15 protein-coding genes, 3 tRNA genes and 1 pseudogene are annotated in these 19,259 nt (G+C 70.6%); 8 read left to right on the top strand and 11 right to left on the bottom strand.

The window, feature by feature from the left end; all coding sequences use genetic code 11:
* Positions 1 to 27: 27 nt before the first annotated feature.
* Positions 28 to 1,584 carry an MFS transporter gene (locus tag OG357_RS26970; RefSeq protein WP_329623607.1) on the bottom strand — a complete coding sequence of 519 codons (1,557 nt, stop codon included), beginning with the start codon at positions 1,582 to 1,584 and terminating at the stop codon, positions 28 to 30.
* A 19-nt stretch (positions 1,585 to 1,603) separates the two neighbouring features.
* Positions 1,604 to 2,005 carry a VOC family protein gene (locus OG357_RS26965; protein WP_329623606.1) on the bottom strand — a complete coding sequence of 134 codons (402 nt, stop codon included), beginning with the start codon at positions 2,003 to 2,005 and terminating at the stop codon, positions 1,604 to 1,606.
* Positions 2,006 to 2,103: 98 nt separating this feature from the next.
* On the opposite strand from OG357_RS26965, the gene OG357_RS26960 reads away from it, so the two are divergent.
* The 3 genes and pseudogenes from OG357_RS26960 (at position 2,104) to OG357_RS26950 (ending at position 4,232) form a co-directional block, all read left to right on the top strand.
* Positions 2,104 to 2,994, top strand: coding sequence for a LysR family transcriptional regulator (locus tag OG357_RS26960; RefSeq protein ID WP_329623605.1), 891 nt, complete (start codon positions 2,104 to 2,106; stop codon positions 2,992 to 2,994).
* An 86-nt stretch (positions 2,995 to 3,080) separates the two neighbouring features.
* Positions 3,081 to 3,251: pseudogene (locus OG357_RS26955) on the top strand (LysR family transcriptional regulator); the annotation flags it as partial.
* A 477-nt stretch (positions 3,252 to 3,728) separates the two neighbouring features.
* Positions 3,729 to 4,232, top strand: coding sequence for a hypothetical protein (locus OG357_RS26950; RefSeq protein ID WP_329623604.1), 504 nt, complete (start codon positions 3,729 to 3,731; stop codon positions 4,230 to 4,232).
* A 663-nt stretch (positions 4,233 to 4,895) separates the two neighbouring features.
* Here the strand turns inward: OG357_RS26950 and OG357_RS26945 are convergent.
* From OG357_RS26945 to OG357_RS26935, 3 genes are all read right to left on the bottom strand, one after another.
* Positions 4,896 to 4,972, bottom strand: a tRNA-Ile gene (locus tag OG357_RS26945).
* A 165-nt stretch (positions 4,973 to 5,137) separates the two neighbouring features.
* A tRNA-Asn gene (locus tag OG357_RS26940) sits at positions 5,138 to 5,210 on the bottom strand.
* 5 nt (positions 5,211 to 5,215) lie between these two features.
* Positions 5,216 to 5,288, bottom strand: a tRNA-Asn gene (locus OG357_RS26935).
* A gap of 136 nt (positions 5,289 to 5,424) precedes the next feature.
* Between OG357_RS26935 and OG357_RS26930 the strand changes: the two genes are divergently transcribed.
* From OG357_RS26930 to OG357_RS26910, 5 genes are all read left to right on the top strand, one after another.
* The gene (locus tag OG357_RS26930) at positions 5,425 to 5,736 is read left to right on the top strand and encodes a YtxH domain-containing protein (protein ID WP_329623603.1); all 312 of its coding nucleotides are present in this window, start codon (positions 5,425 to 5,427) and stop codon (positions 5,734 to 5,736) included.
* Positions 5,737 to 5,775: 39 nt separating this feature from the next.
* Positions 5,776 to 7,215, top strand: a complete 1,440-nt coding sequence (locus OG357_RS26925; protein WP_329623602.1) for an FGGY family carbohydrate kinase — start codon at positions 5,776 to 5,778, stop codon at positions 7,213 to 7,215.
* Positions 7,216 to 7,316: 101 nt separating this feature from the next.
* A complete protein-coding gene (locus OG357_RS26920; RefSeq protein WP_329623601.1) occupies positions 7,317 to 9,050 on the top strand; it encodes an ABC transporter ATP-binding protein in 1,734 nt (577 codons plus the stop codon).
* Positions 9,050 to 10,993, top strand: coding sequence for an ABC transporter ATP-binding protein (locus OG357_RS26915; RefSeq protein WP_329623600.1), 1,944 nt, complete (start codon positions 9,050 to 9,052; stop codon positions 10,991 to 10,993). Before OG357_RS26920 ends, OG357_RS26915 begins: the two co-directional genes overlap by 1 nt.
* A 48-nt stretch (positions 10,994 to 11,041) precedes the next feature.
* Positions 11,042 to 11,812 carry a hypothetical protein gene (locus OG357_RS26910; protein ID WP_329623599.1) on the top strand — a complete coding sequence of 257 codons (771 nt, stop codon included), beginning with the start codon at positions 11,042 to 11,044 and terminating at the stop codon, positions 11,810 to 11,812.
* Here the strand turns inward: OG357_RS26910 and OG357_RS26905 are convergent.
* The 6 genes from OG357_RS26905 to OG357_RS26880 all read right to left on the bottom strand — a co-directional run bounded on the left by OG357_RS26905 (position 11,809) and on the right by OG357_RS26880 (position 19,238).
* Positions 11,809 to 12,849: an RNA polymerase sigma factor gene (locus OG357_RS26905; RefSeq protein ID WP_443066739.1), complete on the bottom strand. Its 1,041-nt coding sequence runs from the start codon at positions 12,847 to 12,849 to the stop codon at positions 11,809 to 11,811. The two genes, OG357_RS26910 and OG357_RS26905, sit on opposite strands and share 4 nt — an antisense overlap.
* A gap of 160 nt (positions 12,850 to 13,009) precedes the next feature.
* Positions 13,010 to 14,899, bottom strand: a complete 1,890-nt coding sequence (gene dnaG, locus OG357_RS26900; RefSeq protein WP_329623598.1) for a DNA primase — start codon at positions 14,897 to 14,899, stop codon at positions 13,010 to 13,012.
* Positions 14,900 to 14,963: 64 nt separating this feature from the next.
* Positions 14,964 to 16,226 carry an NAD(P)/FAD-dependent oxidoreductase gene (locus OG357_RS26895; protein WP_329623597.1) on the bottom strand — a complete coding sequence of 421 codons (1,263 nt, stop codon included), beginning with the start codon at positions 16,224 to 16,226 and terminating at the stop codon, positions 14,964 to 14,966.
* Positions 16,227 to 16,355: 129 nt separating this feature from the next.
* A complete protein-coding gene (locus OG357_RS26890) occupies positions 16,356 to 17,732 on the bottom strand; it encodes a deoxyguanosinetriphosphate triphosphohydrolase (protein WP_329623596.1) in 1,377 nt (458 codons plus the stop codon).
* 35 nt (positions 17,733 to 17,767) lie between these two features.
* Positions 17,768 to 18,658 carry a sirohydrochlorin chelatase gene (locus OG357_RS26885; protein ID WP_329623595.1) on the bottom strand — a complete coding sequence of 297 codons (891 nt, stop codon included), beginning with the start codon at positions 18,656 to 18,658 and terminating at the stop codon, positions 17,768 to 17,770.
* 103 nt (positions 18,659 to 18,761) lie between these two features.
* Entirely contained in the window at positions 18,762 to 19,238 is a 477-nt protein-coding gene (locus OG357_RS26880; RefSeq protein WP_329623594.1) for a GNAT family N-acetyltransferase, read from the bottom strand.
* Between the last annotated feature and the right edge of the window lie 21 nt (positions 19,239 to 19,259).

Genomic DNA, 19,259 nt, shown 5'->3' with positions numbered 1-19,259 from the left:
GCGGCCGGGGCACGAAGCGGTCGTACGTCAGGGTCCGGCGACCGTGGCGAACTGGTCCTGCGTCCGAATGGCCTCCTCCGCGGCGGCCTCCTTCGCGGCCGCTTCGGCCTTGCGGCTCCGCATGAGGAAGAGCGCCAGCACCGCTGCACCCAGTACCCCGCAGACACCGACCAGGAAGGTGACGGACATCGCGGAGGTGAAGGCCTCACGGGCGGCGGCTGCCAGCCCCTCGTCCCCGGTACGAGCGGCCACGACGAGCGCCTCGGAAACGGCATGACGGGCCGCCTCAGGCGTACCGGCCGGCATCTCGGAGGTGTACGTGCTCGACAGGACGGCGCCCAGCACTGCCACACCGAGGGCGGCACCGGCCTGCTGGATGGTGTCGTTGAGCGCGGACCCGACACCGGCGCGCTCGGCCGGGACCGCCCCCATCAGGGCGCTGGTGGCCGCGGGCATCACCAGTCCGGCACCCGCCCCGATCAGGACCATCGCGGTGGTCAGCGGTCCCCATCCGTCGCCCGAGGACAGGCCGGTCAGGACACCGGAGCCGGCCGCGATCATCAGCAGGCCGAGAACCACCATGATCCGGGTGCCGGTCTTCGCCAACAGCGCGGCGCCTATGCCGTTGAAGGCGAGGGCGGCGACAGCGAGCGGGGTGAAGGCCAGGCCGGTCTCGGTGGGCGTGTAGCCGAGGACGAACTGCAGGTACTGAGTCAGCACCAGCAGGAGGCCGCCGTTGGCGAAGGTCAGCAGCACCAGCGACAGACTGGAGCCGGTGAACACCCGGTTGCGGAACAGCGACACCGGGACCATCGGGTGTGCCGTACGAGTCTCCCAGACGGCGAATCCGACCAGGCTCAGCACCGCCACGGCGAGCGTGACCTGGGTACTCGTACGCTCCAGGCCCTCCTTGGGCAGCCCGGTGATCGTCCACACCAGCGCGGTCATCCCTGCCACGGACAGCACCATGCCCAGCGGGTCGGCCTTGCGCCAGGGCCCCTTCGACTCCGGCATCAGGGTCAGCGCCGCGATGATGGCCAGGGCCGCGATCGGGATGTTGATCAGGAAGACCGCCCCCCACCAGTACGCGGCGATCAGCCAGCCACCGAGCAGCGGGCCGCCCACCACGCCGAGCATGGACACCGACCCCCAGGCGGCGATCGCCTTGGGACGCTCGCCCTCGTCGAAGACGGTGATGAGGATGGACAGCGTGCTCGGCATGATCAGCGCGCCGCCGACGCCCATCAGCACACGGGCCAGGATCAGTTGACCCGGACTCTCGGCGAGGGTACCGAGCACCGAGGCCGCGCCGAACAGCGCGAGCCCGATGACCATCACACGGCGCCTGCCGAACCGGTCGGACAGGCTGCCCGAGGTGAGGAGCAGTCCGGCGAAGACCAGGATGTAGGAGTCGATGATCCACTGAATGTCCTGCGCACTCGCCCCCAGATCTTCGGCGAGAGGCGGGATGGCCACCGTGAGCACCATGTTGTCGATGACCAGGACCAGCGTGCTCAGGCACAGCACGACCAGGATGAGCCAGCGGCGCGGATCGGCCCGCTGTGGCTCTCTTATCTCGTCCACGAAAACCGAAACCCTTCGACTACTTGTGTGTGGGGGCGCCGGTCGGCGGCACCCATTCGGCGAGCTGGACCACGACGCCATTGGGGTCGGTGAGCCGGAACAGCTGCTCGCCCCACGGCTCTTGGCGGATCCGGCCGTCGACAACGGCCCCCTCGCGACGCAGCCGTTCGTACTCGGCCACGACATCGGTGACGGTCAGGACCACGGCCAGATCGGCCAGCCCCTGGCCCCGCCAGGCCTGCGGCGGCAGCTCGGGGTCGCGCTCGGACAGGGCGATCTCGGCAGAGGTGTCGTCCCGGCGGAGGCAGACGTATCCCTCCGCCGACTCGACTTCACGAAAGCCCAGATGGGTGGTGAAGAACCGGCTGGAAGCACCTACGTCCTCAACGGTCAACGACACCTTGGTAGTGACGACGTTCATGCACTGAGCATCCGATGTGGACACGTTGATCATCAATAGTCGATCATGCAACGTTGCTTAAGCCAGGGGTTAACGAACATGCGGGGGCGTGGGGGCGCGTGGAGCTACGCGACATCGAGATCTTCCTGACCTTGTCGGAGGAGCTGCACTTCGGCAGGACGGCCGAGCGACTGCACGTGTCCGCGGCGCGGGTCAGTCAGGCGATCAAGAAGCAGGAGCGGTCGATCGGGGCGCAACTCTTCGAGCGGACCAGCCGCCAGGTACGGCTCACAACGGTGGGCCAGCAGCTGCGCGACGACCTGCTCCCCGTCTTCCAGGGGCTGAAGACAAGCGTTGACCGGGCGCGGCTCACAGCCCAGAGCAAGACGGACATCCTACGGATCGGCCTGATGGTCACCAACGGTCACGAACTGCGGCCCTTCTGGGACGCCTTTCGCTCGCAGCACCCGCAGTGGGGGCTGCGGCTGAGCCACAGCGGCTACATGGACCCGTTCGCCCCGCTGCGCAACGGCGAGATCGACCTGCTGCTGTCATGGCTCCCGGTGGAAGAGCCCGACCTGACCGTGGGACCGGTGCTCTTCGAGGAGCCCAAGGTCGCAGTGGTGGCCACCAACCACCGGCTGGCCGGCCGCTCGTCGGTGACCTTGGAAGCGTTCGCGGACCACGGTGTCGTGGGGCCGGACGGGCCCCAGCCCGATTACTTCGAAGACGCCTTCGTTCCCTTCTCCGCGCCCAGCAGTCGTGCCATCGAACGGAAATTCCTGGTCACGACACTGGACCAGCTGTACACGCTGGTCGCCGACGGGGAGGTCATCCACCTCCTGGGCAATCAGGTCACCCGTTTCTACGCCCGCCCCGACGTCACGTACGTCCCCGTTCGTGACACGCCCTTCCTACGGTGGGGGCTGGTCTGGCGGTCGGACAACGACAGCCCGACGGTCCGGTCGTTCGTCCGCATCGCCCGCGAACTCGGGACGATGTCGCTGTGAGTGACAGGTAACTTGATGATCAACGGCAGGTCGTGCAACGTCGGTTGAGGCCAGGGGTTAATGAACATGCGTGGGCGTGGGGGCGCATGGAGCTGCGCGACATCGAGAATTTTGACCTTGCCGGAGGAGCTGCACTTCGGCAGGACGGCCGAGCGACCGCACGTGTCCGCGGCGCGGGTCAGTCAGGCGATCAAGAAGCAGGAGCGGTCGGTCGGGCGCAACTCTTCGAGCGGACCGGCCGCCAGGTACGGCTCACAGGTGCCCCGGGGTCGTGATCCGCCCCTACGCATCGGACACCGCCGTGACCTCACATCCTGCACAGGGAACCCATTCGCCAGATCCAGTCGCGGGGAACGCGGCGGTCGGGGTCGTCGGTTGCTTTCCCTGTGAACGAGCAGCCGCACCCAATCGCGATCTACCGCCAAGCGAACAGCGACCACCTGCCCCGCTGCCACTACGACGCATAGCCTGACATGGCACGCGGATCGCGGTCCCGACCAGCGGCGATCCTCCTTCAGAGGCGGCCTCCGCTGGGGAGCGGCTGGGGAGGATCGGCCGCATCAACAGGCAGCACGGTGAACGGGCCTGAAAGACGGATCGCCGCAGGCCAGGGCGCCTCTCCAGTCGATTTCCGCAGGTCAACGGCGTGAGGGCGAGGACTTCAAGAAGATCTCCTACGGACCGCGGGAGCCGGGGCCCGCCAGACCGCCACCCAGCTCCTCGGAGAGTACGAGGTGGTCCCGCTCCCCGTCCGGCCGGACGTCTCACCCACCGCCCCCGACACCGCGCAGCGAGCCCACACCGCCGTCACCGTCAAGGTCATGATCGCGTCGGGCGTCATGGCGGGACTCGTCGACGTGCAGTACCTCGACCCCGATCTCCCCATCGTCCCCAGCCTCATCGAGCTCGACGCAACCGGACGACTCAGGAACAGCCAGGCACAAGACGAACACGTGTGGTGGCGGGACTGCCCCGCCTGCGGCTACGCCGGCAACGTGTACGGGGACCTCGACGCCACACCATGCCTATGTGAGGAGTGGGAGGAGGAGTGCCAGCACCCCGGCGCGGTCGTCGATACCGGGACCGTCGAATCCTTCTCCTGCCCCTTCTGCGGCCTCGCGCTGAGCAGCCGTGAGGAGACCGCCACGGCGGGCATCGAGTCGCGCACCGAAGCCCCCAACCAGCGCGTAGTCCTGGTGAGCAAGCCCAAGAAGCACCACAGCGCTCCGCACATGTAGCTGCAAGGCGCCACACCACAGGCGCAGCGGCCGTCCGCCTTGAGTGGCTAGCCCGCCGCACGGGCGCCAGGCGGCGCAGACAGCCGCTTCGCCTGGCCCATGGTCCGGTCGATCGCGATCTCGATGACCACCCGCTCGGAGTCGGGGTGAGGCCGTAGCGGTTTGCATAGCGAGCCACGGCGTTGCTGGCCGCGTCCGGACGCAGGCACGGATCGCTTGCCACCAGGCCGTGTGTCCCGGAGCGCTCTCGCATGCGCCGGTTCGTTCCCCACACGCAGGAGCCGACTGTCCACGAGTCCCATCCGAGTCGGCAACCCAGCCGCCGGCCTCTACGAGCTGATTGGCCAACACCAAAACCGGTCTTTGATCCTCGCCAGCAACCGGAGGCCAGCTATTCGGTATCCGCTCTTCCTGAATCCGATCGTCGCAGAGGGCGCAGAAAACTCGGTCCAGTGTGCGGCGTGTCACACGCAGAGGCCGTGGGATCGCCGTGGGATCATCATCGCGGCTCCACACCCAGGCCCCACGTAAAACCCCAGGTCAAGAAGGTTAGAGTCCAGCGACACAGGCCACGGGCACCCGATTCGCCGCACCGACGAGAGGCGAACGCCGCACGCGAGAACACCCCTTCAGGGGCGTTTTCGCAGGTCAGAACGTTTTTCTTGGTGGGGCGGGTGGGACTCGAACCCACGGCCGACGGATTATGAGTCCGCTGCTCTAACCGGCTGAGCTACCGCCCCGAACGGTGAGGCGCGTACACGTGTGCGCGCCGTCTGCCGCAGCATAGCCGCTCATACGATCTCCTGCTCCGGAAGATCGGCTCTGCTGACCATGAAGACCGCGCCCCGCCGCGCATGGTTCCCCGACACGCGAAAAAGGACCCCGAAGGGTCCTTTTCCGTTCTGCTCCCCCGACTGGACTCGAACCAGTAACCTGCCGATTAACAGTCGGCTGCTCTGCCAATTGAGCTACAGGGGATCGCGCTCCCCCGACTGGACTCGAACCAGTAACCTGCCGATTAACAGTCGGCTGCTCTGCCAATTGAGCTACAGGGGATTGCTGCGTTGCACCGAACGTACCCAGTCCGGCCGAACCGGGAGGGCGCTTGCTCGCTGCGAGACATACATTAGCGCAAGCAGGGGGGTGCTCCGCCAATCGGTATCCCCAGGGCCTCCAGGGAAGGATCGCAGCCGTGCGGTACAAGCTGACGTTCGTCGTGGGACTTGCCCTCGGTTACGTGGTCGGCACGCGGGCCGGGCGCGAGCGCTACGAGCAGATGAAGAAGTCCGCGAGGGACTTCGCGCAGAACCCCGCCGTACGCAACGCCGCCGAGTCGGCGGCCCAGACCGGGCGCCAGGTCGCGGGCAAGGCCATGCACGCCGTGAGCGACACGGTGGGCGACAGGCTGCCGTCGTCGGTGACGGACCGCGTCCATGCGCTGCGCGACCGCCGCCGGAGCAACGGGCGCGTCGAGGACGACGACTGGGGCACCAGCAACACCTGATCCCCCGTCCGGCCCCCGCGTGCGGCAGAATCACTTGTCATGGGGATAGTCGCCGGACTGGACAGCTCTGCTGGGTTCACACGCATCGTCGTCTGTGACGCGGACACGGGCGCCGTGCTGCGCCAGGGATACGCCCCCCACCAGGGCGAACCGAAGGCGGCCGAGGTCGATCCGCAGACCTGGCTGCTGTCGCTCGGGGAGGCCGCCACCGGCGGGCTCCTGGAGGGCGTGCAGGCCATCGGCGTCTCCGCCCAGCAGCACGGGCTCGTACCGCTCGACGCACAGGGCGCCCTCGTGCGGCCCGCGCTCGTCGGCAACGACAAGCGGGCGCAGGTCGCCGCCGCCGATCTCGTCGAGTCGCTCGGCGGGCGCCAGGCGTGGGCCGAGGCCGTCGGCTGCGTGCCGGTCGCCGGACAGCCGGTCGCCAAGCTGCGCTGGCTGGCCCGTACGGAACCCGAGAACGCGCAGCGGATCGCGATGGTCCTCCAGCCGCACGACTGGCTCGTCTGGCAGCTCCTCGGGCGGCCCGCGCGGCGCACCACCGACCGCGGCGCCGCCTCCGGCACCGGCTACTGGTCGGCCGGCACCGGCACGTACCGCCCCGACCTCGTGGAACTCGCGCTCGGCCATCAGGCCGTGCTGCCCGAGGTCCTCGGCCCGGCCGAGACCGCCGGCACCACCCCCGAAGGGCTGCTCATCTCCGCCGGTACGGGCGAGACGATGGCCGCCGCCCTCGGGCTCGGGCTCGGCCCCGGCGACGCGGTCGTCTCGCTCGGCGCGTCCGGCTCGGTGATGGCCGTGCACCACGAGGCCCTCGCCGACCCCAGCGGCATGATCACCTCCTTCGCCGACGCCACCGGCATGCACCTGCCCGTCGTCGCCACCTCCAACGCCGTACGGACGCTGCGCGGCACCGCCGAGATGCTGGGCGTCGAGTCGCTCGACGAGCTTTCCGCGCTCGCCCTGAAGTCGACGCCGGGCGCCTCCGGGCTCGTCCTGCTGCCTTATCTGGAGGGCGAGCGGACCCCGAGCCTGCCGCACGCCGCGGGCACGCTCAGCGGGCTGCGGCGCGAGTCGATGAAGCCCGAGCACCTGGCGCGGGCCGCGTTCGAGGGCATGCTCTGCGCGCTCGCCGACGCCCTGGACGTCCTGCGCGGGCGCGGGGTCGAGGTGCGGCGGATCTTCCTCCTCGGCGCCGCGGCCGGCCTCCCGGCCGTACAGGCTCTCGCACCGGCCCTCTTCGGCGCGCAGGTCGTCGTCCCCCAGCCGGCCGACTACGCGGCGCTCGGCGCCGCCCGGCAGGCCGCCTGGGCCCTCGGGGTCGCGCGGGGCACGCTGTCGCCGTCCGCTCCCCCGGCCTGGCAGGGAGCAGCCGCCCAGGTCCTGGAGGCGGGCGACGAGCCGGCCGCGGGGCAGGCCGTGCGGCAGCAGTACGTGGCGACTCGGGAGCAGATCCACCCGGGTGCGTTCGGTCAGTAGAGCGGTCCCCAAACCCCCGGTTCGTAAAGTCTTTGCCAGGGCTCGCCCGCGCCCCGAAAACCGAGTCGTCTCCCACAGGAGTGCGGGCGATAGTAGGTCCCGTGCTCATAAGACTTCTCCGAACCCACCTGCGGCCCTACCGAAAACCCATCGCGCTCCTCGTCCTGCTCCAGTTCCTGCAGACCTGCGCGAGCCTCTACCTGCCGACCCTGAACGCCGACATCATCGACAACGGTGTCGTCAACGGGGACACCGGCTACATCCTGCGTTTCGGCGCGCTGATGGTCGGCGTCTCCGTCGTGCAGGTCGTCTGCAACATCGGGGCCGTGTACTACGGCGCTCGGACGGCGTCCGCGCTCGGCCGGGACGTGCGCGGCGCGATCTTCGACCGCGTGCAGTCGTTCTCCGCGCGGGAGCTCGGGCACTTCGGCGCGCCCTCGCTGATCACCCGTACGACCAATGACGTGCAGCAGGTCCAGATGCTGGTCCTGATGGCGTTCACCCTGATGGTCTCCGCGCCGATCATGTGTGTCGGCGGCATCGTGATGGCGCTCGGCCAGGACGTGCCGCTGTCGGCCGTTCTGCTCGCGGTCGTGCCGGTCCTCGGTGTCTCCGTCACCCTCATCGTGCGGAGGATGCGGCCGCTCTTCCGGACCATGCAGGAGCGCCTCGACACCGTGAACCGGGTGCTGCGCGAGCAGATCACCGGCAACCGCGTCATCCGGGCCTTCGTGAAGGACGGGTACGAGGAGGAGCGGTTCCGCCGGGCCAACGCCGATCTGACCGACGTGTCGATGTCGACCGGCCGGCTGATGGCGCTGATGTTCCCGGTCGTGATGACCGTCGTGAACGTCTCCAGCGTGGCCGTCGTCTGGTTCGGCGCGCACCGCATCGACAGCGGCGGGATGGAGATCGGCGCGCTGACCGCCTTCCTCGCCTATCTGATGCAGATCGTGATGGCCGTCATGATGGCCACCTTCATGTTCATGATGGTGCCGCGTGCCGAGGTGTGCGCCGAGCGCATCGAGGAGGTCCTCGCGACCGAGTCCAGCGTCGTACCGCCGGCCGAGCCGGTGACGACCCTCGACCGGCGCGGGCACCTGGAGGTCAGGAGCGCGGACTTCCGGTACCCGGGCGCCGAGGAATCGGTCCTGAAGGACATCGGGCTCGTCGCCCGGCCCGGGGAGACCACCGCGATCATCGGTTCCACCGGCAGCGGCAAGTCGACGCTCCTCGGGCTCGTCCCGCGGCTCTTCGACGCGACCGGCGGCGAGGTCCTCGTCGACGGCGTCGACGTGCGGAAGCTCGACCCCGCGCTGATGGCGCGGACCGTGAGCCTGGTGCCGCAGAAGCCGTACCTGTTCTCCGGGACGGTGGCGACGAACCTGCGGTACGGGAAGCCCGACGCGACCGACGAGGAGCTCTGGCACGCGCTGGAGGTCGCCCAGGCCGCCGACTTCGTCCGCAAGCTCGAGAACGGTCTCAACGCCCCGATCGCGCAGGGCGGCACGAACGTCTCCGGCGGTCAGCGGCAGCGGCTCGCGATCGCGCGGACGCTGGTGCAGAAGCCGGAGATCTACCTCTTCGACGACTCCTTCTCCGCGCTGGACTACGAGACCGACGCGCTGCTGCGCGAGGCGCTCCGGCAGGAGACGGCGGACTCGACGGTGGTGATCGTCGCCCAGCGGGTGGCGACCATCCGGGACGCCGACCGGATCGTCGTCCTCGACGAGGGCCGGGTCGTCGGCACGGGCCGGCACCAGGAGCTGATGGCGGAGAACGAGACGTACCGGGAGATCGTGCTCTCCCAGCTGACCGAGGCGGAGGCAGCCTGATGGCCGGTCCTGGCGGACGCATGATGGCCGGTGGCGGCCCCGACCAGCGGTCGATGGACTTCAAGGGCTCGGGCAAGCGGCTGGTCAAGCAGCTGGTGCCCGAGCGCGCCACGCTCTGGGTGATGCTGCTCGCGATGGTGCTGTCGGTGGCGGCCTCCGTGGTCGGGCCGAAGATCCTCGGCAAGGCGACCGACCTCGTCTTCGCGGGTGTCGTCGGGCGGCAGACGGCCGACGCTTCCTCGAAGGCGGACGCGATCGCGGGGCTCCGCGCGGCGGGCGACTCCGGCATGGCGGACATGCTGTCCGGGGTCGACTTCGTCCCCGGGCAGGGCATCGACTTCGGCGAGGTCGGCGAGGTCCTGCTCTGGGTCCTCGTGATCTACGTGGCGGCGGGCCTGCTCATGCTGGTCTCCACCCGTCTGTCGATCAAGGTGATCAACCGGACGGTCTTCCGCATGCGCGAGGACGTCCAGACGAAGCTGGCGCGGCTGCCGCTGTCGTACTTCGACAAGGCGAAGCGCGGCGAGGTGCTGTCCCGGGCGACCAACGACATCGACAACATCTCGCAGACGCTCCAGCAGTCGATGGGCCAGCTGATCAACTCGCTGCTCACGATCGTCGGCGTGCTCGCGATGATGTTCTGGATCTCGCCGCTGCTCGCGCTGGTGGCGCTGGTGACGGTGCCGGTCTCGGTCTTCGTCGCGGCGAAGATCGGCAAGCGCTCGCAGCCGCACTTCGTGCAGCAGTGGAAGTCCACGGGCACGCTCAACGCGCACGTGGAGGAGATGTACACCGGGCACAACCTGGTGAAGGTCTTCGGCCGGCAGGAGGAGTCCGCGAAGGACTTCCGCGAGCAGAACGAGGCGCTGTACGAGGCCGGGTTCAAGGCGCAGTTCAACAGCGGTGTGATGCAGCCGGTGATGTTCTTCGTCTCGAACATCAACTACGTCCTGGTGGCCGTGGTCGGCGGTCTGCGGGTGGCGAGCGGCACGCTCTCCATCGGTGACGTGCAGGCCTTCATCCAGTACTCGCGCCAGTTCTCGATGCCGCTGACGCAGGTCGCGTCGATGGCGAACCTGGTGCAGTCGGGCGTGGCCTCGGCGGAGCGGGTCTTCGAGCTCCTCGACGCGCCGGAGCAGGAGCCGGACGCCCCGACGAGCGAGCACGCGACCGACCTGCCCCCGGCGGACTTCAAGGGCAAGGTCGCCCTGGAGGAGGTCTCCTTCCGGTACCAGGAGGACAAGCCGCTCATCGAGGACCTGTCGCTCACGGTGGAGCCGGGCCAGACGGTCGCGATCGTCGGCCCGACGGGCGCCGGCAAGACGACCCTCGTCAACCTCCTCATGCGGTTCTACGAGGTGACGGGCGGCCGGATCACCCTGGACGGGACGGACATCGCGACGATGACCCGCGAGGACCTGCGGAAGGGCATCGGCATGGTCCTCCAGGACACGTGGCTCTTCGGCGGCACCATCGCGGACAACATCGCGTACGGCACGACGCGCGAGGTGACCCGGGCGGAGATCGAGGAGGCGGCGCGGGCCGCGCACGCCGACCGGTTCGTCCGTACCCTGCCCGAGGGGTACGACACGGTCATCGACGACGACGGGGCCGGGGTCAGCGCGGGCGAGAAGCAGCTGATCACCATCGCCCGGGCGTTCCTGTCCGACCCGGTGATCCTCGTCCTCGACGAGGCCACCAGCTCGGTCGACACCCGCACCGAGGTGCTGATCCAGAAGGCGATGGCCCGACTGGCCCACGGGCGTACGTCGTTCGTCATCGCGCACCGGCTCTCCACGATCCGGGACGCGGACGTGATCCTGGTGATGGAGAACGGCTCGATCGTCGAACAGGGCACGCACGAGGAGCTGTTGAAGTCGGCCGGCGCCTACGCCCGGCTGTACAGGGCGCAGTTCGCCCAGGCGGTCGCCGAGGTCGACTGACCGCCGGATGATCGACTTCGCGGTGGCCCGTGCCGCATGATGTGCGGCATGGGCCACCTCGCGAAAGATCCCGAGCCCGGTCCGGTCGTCCCCGGACCGGTCGCCCCCGGTCCGGTGCCGCTGACCGGTGTCGTGAAGGTGCCGGGGCAGGCGCCGCCGGGCTGGTCGGCCGGGCACCTCCACGCGGCGGCCTTCCCGCCGCAGGACCGGCCGTACGCCCTCCTGGAGGGCTGGGACTTCGGGCCGCTCTTCGAGCCGTTCTCCATCGAGGGAGAGGCCGGGGAGCATGTGATCCCCTGGGACGACCGCTTCCCCGACGGGCCGTTCCTGCTGGAGGCCGCGCACCGGGGCGAGGGGATGTTCTCCCTGATACCCCAGACCGAGCGGGGCGCGACCATCCCCGACCTCTACTTCAGCAACGGGCTCCAGGACTTCCGCGGGAGCACGGTCCCCGAGCGCCGTCATCCGCAGCTGAAGCTCTCGGCGCGCAACCCCTGGATCCTGCGGATCAAGCCCGTGGCCTCCGCCCGCCGGCTGACGGGGACGATGACGGGGTACGGCCACGAGGCCCTGCTGTACACGGGTCCGGCCGTCGAGCTGCGCGTCCTGTTCCGGGGCCGGGACACGGGGCGCTCCGGTCATTGCGCCCTGTGGTGCCACGAGGTGGCCGGCGAGACACGGCTCACCAAGGAGCGGCGCCGCCTGCTCGTCAACGACACCGGCAGGAAGGTGAGGTCCACCGTCCGGCTCCCCGCGGGACCGCTGTTGCTGAGGTGGAAGGCGGAGGGCGACTGGACCCTGACCGTCGGCACCCCCTAGTCCAGATAGCCCCGCAGTTGGTCGGCGTAGGCGTGGTCCCGGAGTTTGCTGAGGGTCTTGGACTCGATCTGGCGGATGCGTTCGCGGGTCACGCCGAAGATGCGGCCTATCTCCTCCAGGGTGCGGGGCCTGCCGTCGTCGAGGCCGTAGCGGAGCTGGACGACCTTCCGTTCGCGCTCGCCGAGGGTGGAGAGCACGTCCTCCAGGTGGCGCCGGAGCAGCAGGAAGGCAGCGGACTCGACGGGTGAGGCGGCGTCGCCGTCCTCGATGAGGTCGCCGAGGGCGACGTCGTCCTCCTCGCCGACGGGGGCGTGCAGGGAGACCGGTTCCTGGGCGAGGCGGAGGACCTCGCCGACCCGCTCGGGGGCCAGGTCGAGCTGGGCGGCGACCTCCTCGGCGGTGGGTTCGTAGCCGCGCTCCTGGAGCATGCGGCGCTGGACGCGGATGACCCGGTTGATGAGTTCGACGACGTGGACGGGGACGCGGATGGTCCGGGCCTGGTCGGCGAGGGCCCGGGACATGGCCTGGCGGATCCACCAGGTCGCGTACGTGGAGAACTTGTAGCCGCGCGCGTAATCGAACTTCTCGACCGCTCTGATGAGACCCAGGTTCCCCTCCTGGACGAGGTCCAGCATGGTCAGGCCGCGGCCGACGTACCGCTTGGCGACGGAGACGACGAGGCGGAGGTTGGCCTCGATGAGCTTGCGTTTGGCGATCCGGCCGAGGACGACGAGCCGGTCCAGGTCGATCGCCAACCGGCTGTCCAGGTCGGGGGTGTTGGTGAGTTTCTCCTCGGCGAAGAGTCCGGCCTCGACGCGCCGGGCCAGGTCGACCTCCTCCTCGGCGCTGAGGAGCGGGATGCGGCCGATCTCGCGGAGGTACTGGCGGAAGAGGTCGGAGGAGGGCCCGTTGCCACCGAGGTCGGTGCGGCGCCGCTGGACCGGGATCTCGGGCTCCTCGTCGAGGTCGGGTTCTGGTTCCGCCGGGCGTGGTGGCTGTTCCTGGGACGCGGACACGGTCTCGGTCTGGGTCTGCACGGGGGGCGACCTCCAGGGCGGGTGATCGCTGCCGGTTCGGAGGGGGCATACGGCAGCAGGACGGCACCGTCAACCAGTGTGGGGTACGACACATCGCCGCCACGAGGGGCGTGCGGTGACTTTTTGAATCCGCCGGGTGACCCAGCGTGGACCCCGAGGGTCAGAGGGCCCCGGCGCCGTTGTTCCGCAGGGACTGGCCGTACTGCGTGAGCACCCACAGTTCGTTCTGGACGGCCGAGAGCTGTTCCGGGTCGCCGTTCGCGCCGAGCCGGGCCAGGGTGCCCTGGACGTCTCGGATGCGGCGGTCGACGGCGCGCAGCCGGACGGTGACGAGCTGGTCGCCCGCGTAGGCCTCGTCGACGTTCTTGGCGAAGATCGTCTCGACGGCGAGTTCGGTGACGAGGGCGCGGACGCTGTCGTTGGGGGCCGCCTCGCGGACGGCGTCGAGATAGTCGGAGGGGGCGCCGGTGGCGCCGCCCGCGTCCTGGACGCACTGGCGGACGGCCGCGTAGGGCGGGGCGGTGAACTCGTCGATGCCGTACGCGTCGAAGGCCGGGGAGACCAGTTCGGGGCGCTGGAGGGCGAGCTTGAGGAGTTCGCGCTCGGTGCGGTGGGCGGGGCTGCGCAGGTTGAGCGCGGGGCCGGAGGCGGCGGCCGACGGGGCCGGGGTGTCGTAGCCGCGCTGCGGGGCCGGCTGCGCGGGGCCCTTGCCGCCGCGGTCGCGGGCCCAGCGGGCGAGCTGGGCGACCCGCTTGACGACGAACTGGGTGTCGAGGATGCCGAGCATGCCGGCGAGCTGGACGGCGACCTCGTGCTGCGCGCCGATGTTCTTGATGCGGGCGACGACGGGGGCGGCCTCGTCGAGGGCGGCGGCGCGGCCGGCCGGGGTCTCCAGGTCGTAGCGCTTCACGATCTGGCGGAGCGCGAACTCGAAGAGCGGGGTGCGCGGCTGGACGAGTTCGGCGACGGCCGCGTCGCCCTTGGCGAGCCGGAGTTCGCAGGGGTCCATGCCGTCGGGGGCGATGGCGATGTACGTCTCGGCGGCGAACTTCTGGTCGTCCTCGAAGGCGCGCAGGGCAGCCTTCTGGCCGGCGGCGTCGCCGTCGAAGGTGAAGATGACGCGGGCCGAGCCGTTGTCCATCAGGAGGCGGCGGAGGATCTTGATGTGGTCGCCGCCGAAGGCGGTGCCGCAGGTCGCGATGGCGGTGGTGACGCCGGCGAGGTGGCAGGCCATGACGTCGGTGTAGCCCTCGACGACGACGGCCCGGCTGACCTTGGCGATGTCCTTCTTGGCCAGGTCGACGCCGTAGAGCACCTGGGACTTCTTGTAGATCGGCGTCTCGGGCGTGTTGAGGTACTTGGGGCCGTTGTCGTCGTCGCGGAGCTTGCGCGCGCCGAAGCCGACGACATCGCCGCCGACGTCCCTGATGGGCCACATGAGGCGGCCGCGGAAGCGGTCGATGGGGCCGCGGCGACCGTCCTGGGAGAGGCCGGAGAGGATCAGTTCCTTGTCGGAGAAGCCCTTGCCGCGCAGGAAGCGGGTGAGGTGGTCCCAGCCGGCCGGGGAGTAGCCGACGCCGAAGTGGGCGGCGGCGGCCTGGTCGAAGCCGCGCTCGGCGAGGAACTTCCGGCCGATCTCGGCTTCGGGCGAGTCGAGTTGGTCGATGTAGAACTGGGTGGCGACCTTGTGCGCCTCGACCAGGCGGATGCGCTCCCCGCGCTGGTGGCCGGGGTTGTAGCCGCCTTCCTCGTACCGCAGGGTGATGCCCGCCTTCGCGGCGAGGCGCTCGACCGTCTCCGAGAAGGAGAGGTGGTCGATCTTCATCACGAAGGCGAGGGTGTCGCCGCCCTCCTGGCAGCCGAAGCAGTGGAAGAGTCCCTTGCTGGGGCTGACCTGGAAGGAGGGCGACTTCTCGTCGTGGAAGGGGCAGAGGCCCTTGAGGTTTCCGCCGCCCGCGTTGCGCAGCTGGAGGTACTCGGACACGACGGCGTCGATCGGGACCGCGTCCCGGACCGCCTTCACGTCGTCATCGTTGATCCTGCCTGCCACGCATGAAGTGTACGGGGGTCCGGGGGTCGCCCCCCGGGAAATGTCGGGGCCGGGGACGGACGGGTTACGAGACCAGGCTCTCCAGGGGTACGGAGGAGTCGGCGAGGGCCTCCGGGTCCACGGCCGCACGGGAACGGATGAGCTTCTGGATCGGCTCTGTGACGTCCCACACATTCACGTTCATGCCCGCGAGGACGCGGCCCTCCTTCAGCCAGAAGGCGATGAACTCGCGCTTGCCGGTGTCGCCGCGGACGACGACCTGGTCGTACGCGCCCGGGGGCGCCCAGCCGGAGTACTCCATGCCCAGGTCGTACTGGTCGGAGAAGAAGTAGGGCACCCGGTCGTAGGAGACGGTCTGGCCGAGCATGGCGCGGGCGGCGACCGGGCCGCCGTTGAGGGCGTTGGCCCAGTGCTCGACGCGGAGCCGGGTATGGAGCAGCGGATGGTGGGCGGCGGCCACGTCCCCGGCGGCGTAGATGTCGGGGTCGGAGGTGCGCAGCGACTCGTCGACGGCGATGCCGCCGCCGTCCGCCCGGTCGACAAGGGCGAGCCCGGAGTTCTCGGCGAGGGCGGTACGGGGCGCGGCGCCGATCGCGGCGAGCACGGCGTGCGCGGGGTGCTCCTCGCCGTCGTCGGTGCGGACGGCGAGGACCATGCCGTCCTGGCCGACGATCTCGGTGAGCTTGACGCCGAAGTGGAAGCGGACGCCGTGGTCGCTGTGGAGGTCGGCGAAGAGCTGGCCGAGCTCGGGGCCGAGGACGCGGTGGAGCGGGGTGGGCTCGTACTCGACGACAGTGACCTCGGCGCCGTAGCCGCGGGCGGCGGCGGCGACCTCCAGGCCGATCCAGCCGGCGCCGGCGATCACCAGGTGGCCGTTGTCCCGGCCGAGGGCCGCGAGGACCTGGCGGAGCCGGTCGGCGTGGGCGAGCCGGCGCAGGTGGTGGACGCCGGCGAGCTCGGTGCCGGGGACGTCGAGGCGTCGCGGCTCGGCGCCGGTGGCGAGGAGCAGCTTGTCGTAGCGGATGACGGTGCCGTCGCCGAGGCGCACGGTGCGGGCCTCGCGGTCGACGGCGGTGACGGCCTGGCCGAGGTGGAGCTCGATGTCGTGCGCCGCGTACCAGGCGGCCTCGTGGACGAAGACCGTGTCCCGCTCCTTGGCGCCGGTGAGGTAGCCCTTGGAGAGGGGTGGGCGCTCGTAGGGGTGGTCGCGTTCGTCGCCGATGAGGATCACCCGGCCGTTGAACCCCTCGGAGCGCAGTGTCTCCGCCGCTTTGGCCCCTGCCAGTCCTCCGCCGACGATGACAAAGGTCTGATCTGCGTCGACCACGTCGTTTCCTCCTCGTTGCGACCGGTTCCAACCTACGCCCCCGGGCGTTCGTCCGGCCGTACCGCCTCGGGGCGTGCATGCGAGCGTCCCGCACGGAGCCGGGGGACGGAAGAGGCCCTGCGGCGCCCCCTACGCGTGGTGGGGGCGGAGGCGGGCGTGGAGGGCGCGGGCGGAGGCGTCGGTGAGGGAGGCGATCTGGTCGACGATGACGCGCTTGCGGGCCCGGTCGTCGCGGGCCGTGTCGAACGCGGCCCGGAACTGCGGTTCGAGACCGTCGGGGGCGCGGACGACGAGGGCCTCGGCGAGTTCGGCGACGACGACGCGCTGGTCGGCGCGGAGCACCTCCTGCTCGGCGCGCTGCATCACGTACCGGTCGGCGACGGCCTTGAGGACGGCGCATTCGTTGCGCGCCTCGCGGGGGATGACGAGTTCGGCGCCGTACCGGGTGAGCCGGCCCGAACCGAACGCCTGGCGGGTGGCGCCCTCGGCGGCGAGGCAGAGGCGGCCGATGAGCTGGCTGGTGGCGTCCTTGAGGCGGGCCTGGGCGACGGCCGATCCGTCGTAGCCGTGCGGCCACCACTCCTGGTCGACGAGCCGGTCGAGGGCCTCGGCGAGCTCCTGCGGGTCGGTGTCCTCGGGGACGTAGCGGCCGATGGCTACGGACCAGATGTCGGCGCGCTCGGGGTCGGCGAGGAGCATGTTGGGGTCGATGTGGCCGGCGTGCAGGCCGTCCTCGAAGTCGTGGACGGAGTAGGCGACGTCGTCGGCCCAGTCCATGACCTGGGCCTCGAAGCACTTGCGGTGGGCGGGCGCGCCCTCCCGGATCCAGGCGAAGACGGGGAGGTCGTCCTCGTACACGCCGAACTTGGGCGAGCCGGGGTCGTCGGGGTGGCCGCCGCGCGGCCAGGGGTACTTGGTGGCGGCGTCGAGGGCGGCGCGGGTGAGGTTGAGGCCGACGCTGACGAGCTCGCCGTCCGTGTCCTTGACGAAGCGCTTGGGCTCGATGCGGGTGAGGAGGCGGAGCGACTGGGCGTTGCCCTCGAAGCCGCCGCAGTCCTTGGCGACGTCATTGAGCGCCTGTTCGCCGTTGTGCCCGAAGGGCGGGTGGCCCATGTCGTGGGAGAGGCAGGCGGCCTCGACGAGGTCGGGGTCGCAGCCGAGGGCGGCACCGAGCTCGCGGCCGACCTGGGCGCACTCCAGGGAGTGGGTGAGCCGGGTGCGGGGGCTGGCGTCCCAGGCGTGGCTGCGGGTGCCAGGGGTGACGACCTGGGTCTTTCCGGCGAGCCTGCGCAGCGCGGCGGAGTGCAGCACGCGGGCGCGGTCGCGCTGGAAGGCGGTGCGCCCGGGGCGCTTGTCGGGTTCGGCGGCCCAGCGGTCGGTCGCGGCGGAGTCGTAGCCGGGGGTGTCGGTGCCGACGGTGGTGCCGGTGTCGCCGGTGATGCCGCCGGTGCTGTCGCTGATGCCGCCGTTGCCTGCCGTGCCTGCCGTGCCTTCGTTGCCGTCCATGCCCCGACGGTAACCGGAGGGACCGACAGAAGAGCTCAGATGACGGCGAGTTCCCGCGCGCGGGTGGTGGTGGTGACGCCCGTGAGGGCGCGGTCGTAGCGGTGGAGGACGAGGCGGGCGAGGGCCGGGTGGGCGCCGAGCGGGGCGGCGGCGATCCAGGGGGCATGGGCGGCGGCGCGGGTCGCGAAGAGGCCGGGGGCGGTGAAGCAGGAGGCGACGGCGACCCGGTGGCGGCCCCGGGCGGCGAGGGCGCGGACGGCCTCGGGGACGGTGGGCGCGGCGGCGGAGGCGTACGCGGGGAGGACGGGCACGCCGCCGAGGCGCTCGCCGAGGAGGGCGGCGATCAGGCGGATCTCGGCGCCGGACCGGGGGTCGCGGGATCCGGCGGAGGCGAGGACGACGCCGGTGGCGCGGGAGGTCCCGTCGCCGGGGCTCCAGCCGGCCTCGGCGAGCCGGTCGGCGAGGGCCTCGACGAGGAGGGGGTGCGCGCCGAGCGGCTCGGCGACCCGGGCCCGGAGGGCGGGTGCGGCGGCGAGGGCGGCGGGGAGGTCGTGGGTGACGTGGTGGCCGGGGGCGAAGAGGAGGGGTACGAGGACGGCGTCCCGGCCCTCGGCGGCGAGTCCGGCGAGGGTGTCGTCGAGGAGGGGTGCGTTCAGCTCGATGTGGGCGAGGCGCACGTCGAGCCCGGGGCGCAGCTCGCGGACCCGGTCCAGGAGGCGGCTCAGGGCGGCCCGGGCGCGGGGGTCGCGGCTGCCGTGTCCGACGGCGACGAGGGTGGGGACGTTCATCGGTGGGCGTGCCTCCTCGTCGTGCTTCCGCGGCCGACGGCCGTACGGATGCACGTGGCCGAGCTGGGTCCCGAGCTGCTCGGTGATCCTGCCGAGCAGCTCGGCGGCGCTGTCGAACGTGCTGTCCGGCTCCGTCATGCACCGATCCTGAGGGCGTGAGATTGCCTGCCCGTTGCGCGGGGGTCACGACTGTTTGCCGTGACCTCACGGGCGGGATCGCCGCGCTGTCAGGCCGCCGTGCTCAGAGCTCGGACTTCTCCGGGCCCGGGCTCCACACGTACCGGACGTCCGGCTCGCGTTCCTCGTTGCGCCGGCCGTCGGTGCGCTCGGCCTCGACGAAGCCGTGCCGTTCGTAGAAGCGGCACGCCGGGGCGTTGACCTGGAACGTCCACAGCGTCAGCCCGGTCGGACGGCTCTGCTTGGCCACCTCCACGAGTCGGTCGCCGATGCCTCGGCCGCGCCACTGCGTGTCGATGTAGAGCTGATCCAGGTCTTCGTCGTCCAGGACCATCATGGCGACGACCGAGCCTTCGACCGTCGCCACCCAGGTCTCGTGGTTCGGCACGACGATCTCCCGGAGCCAGTACCGGACCTCGTCGTCCGTGTGCGCGCGGCGCACGCTCGGGAGCGCCGCCGTGTACGAGCGCAGCCAGACGTCGGCCACCGCGGCGGCATCGGAATCGACCGCACGGCGAATGTCAAAGTTTTCGATCTTCACGGCTCGGATCGTACGGGCCCC

This window comes from Streptomyces sp. NBC_01255 (genome assembly GCF_036226445.1).
Taxonomy (GTDB): Bacteria; Actinomycetota; Actinomycetes; order Streptomycetales; family Streptomycetaceae; genus Streptomyces.
This window is presented reverse-complemented; position numbering and strand designations above follow the sequence as displayed.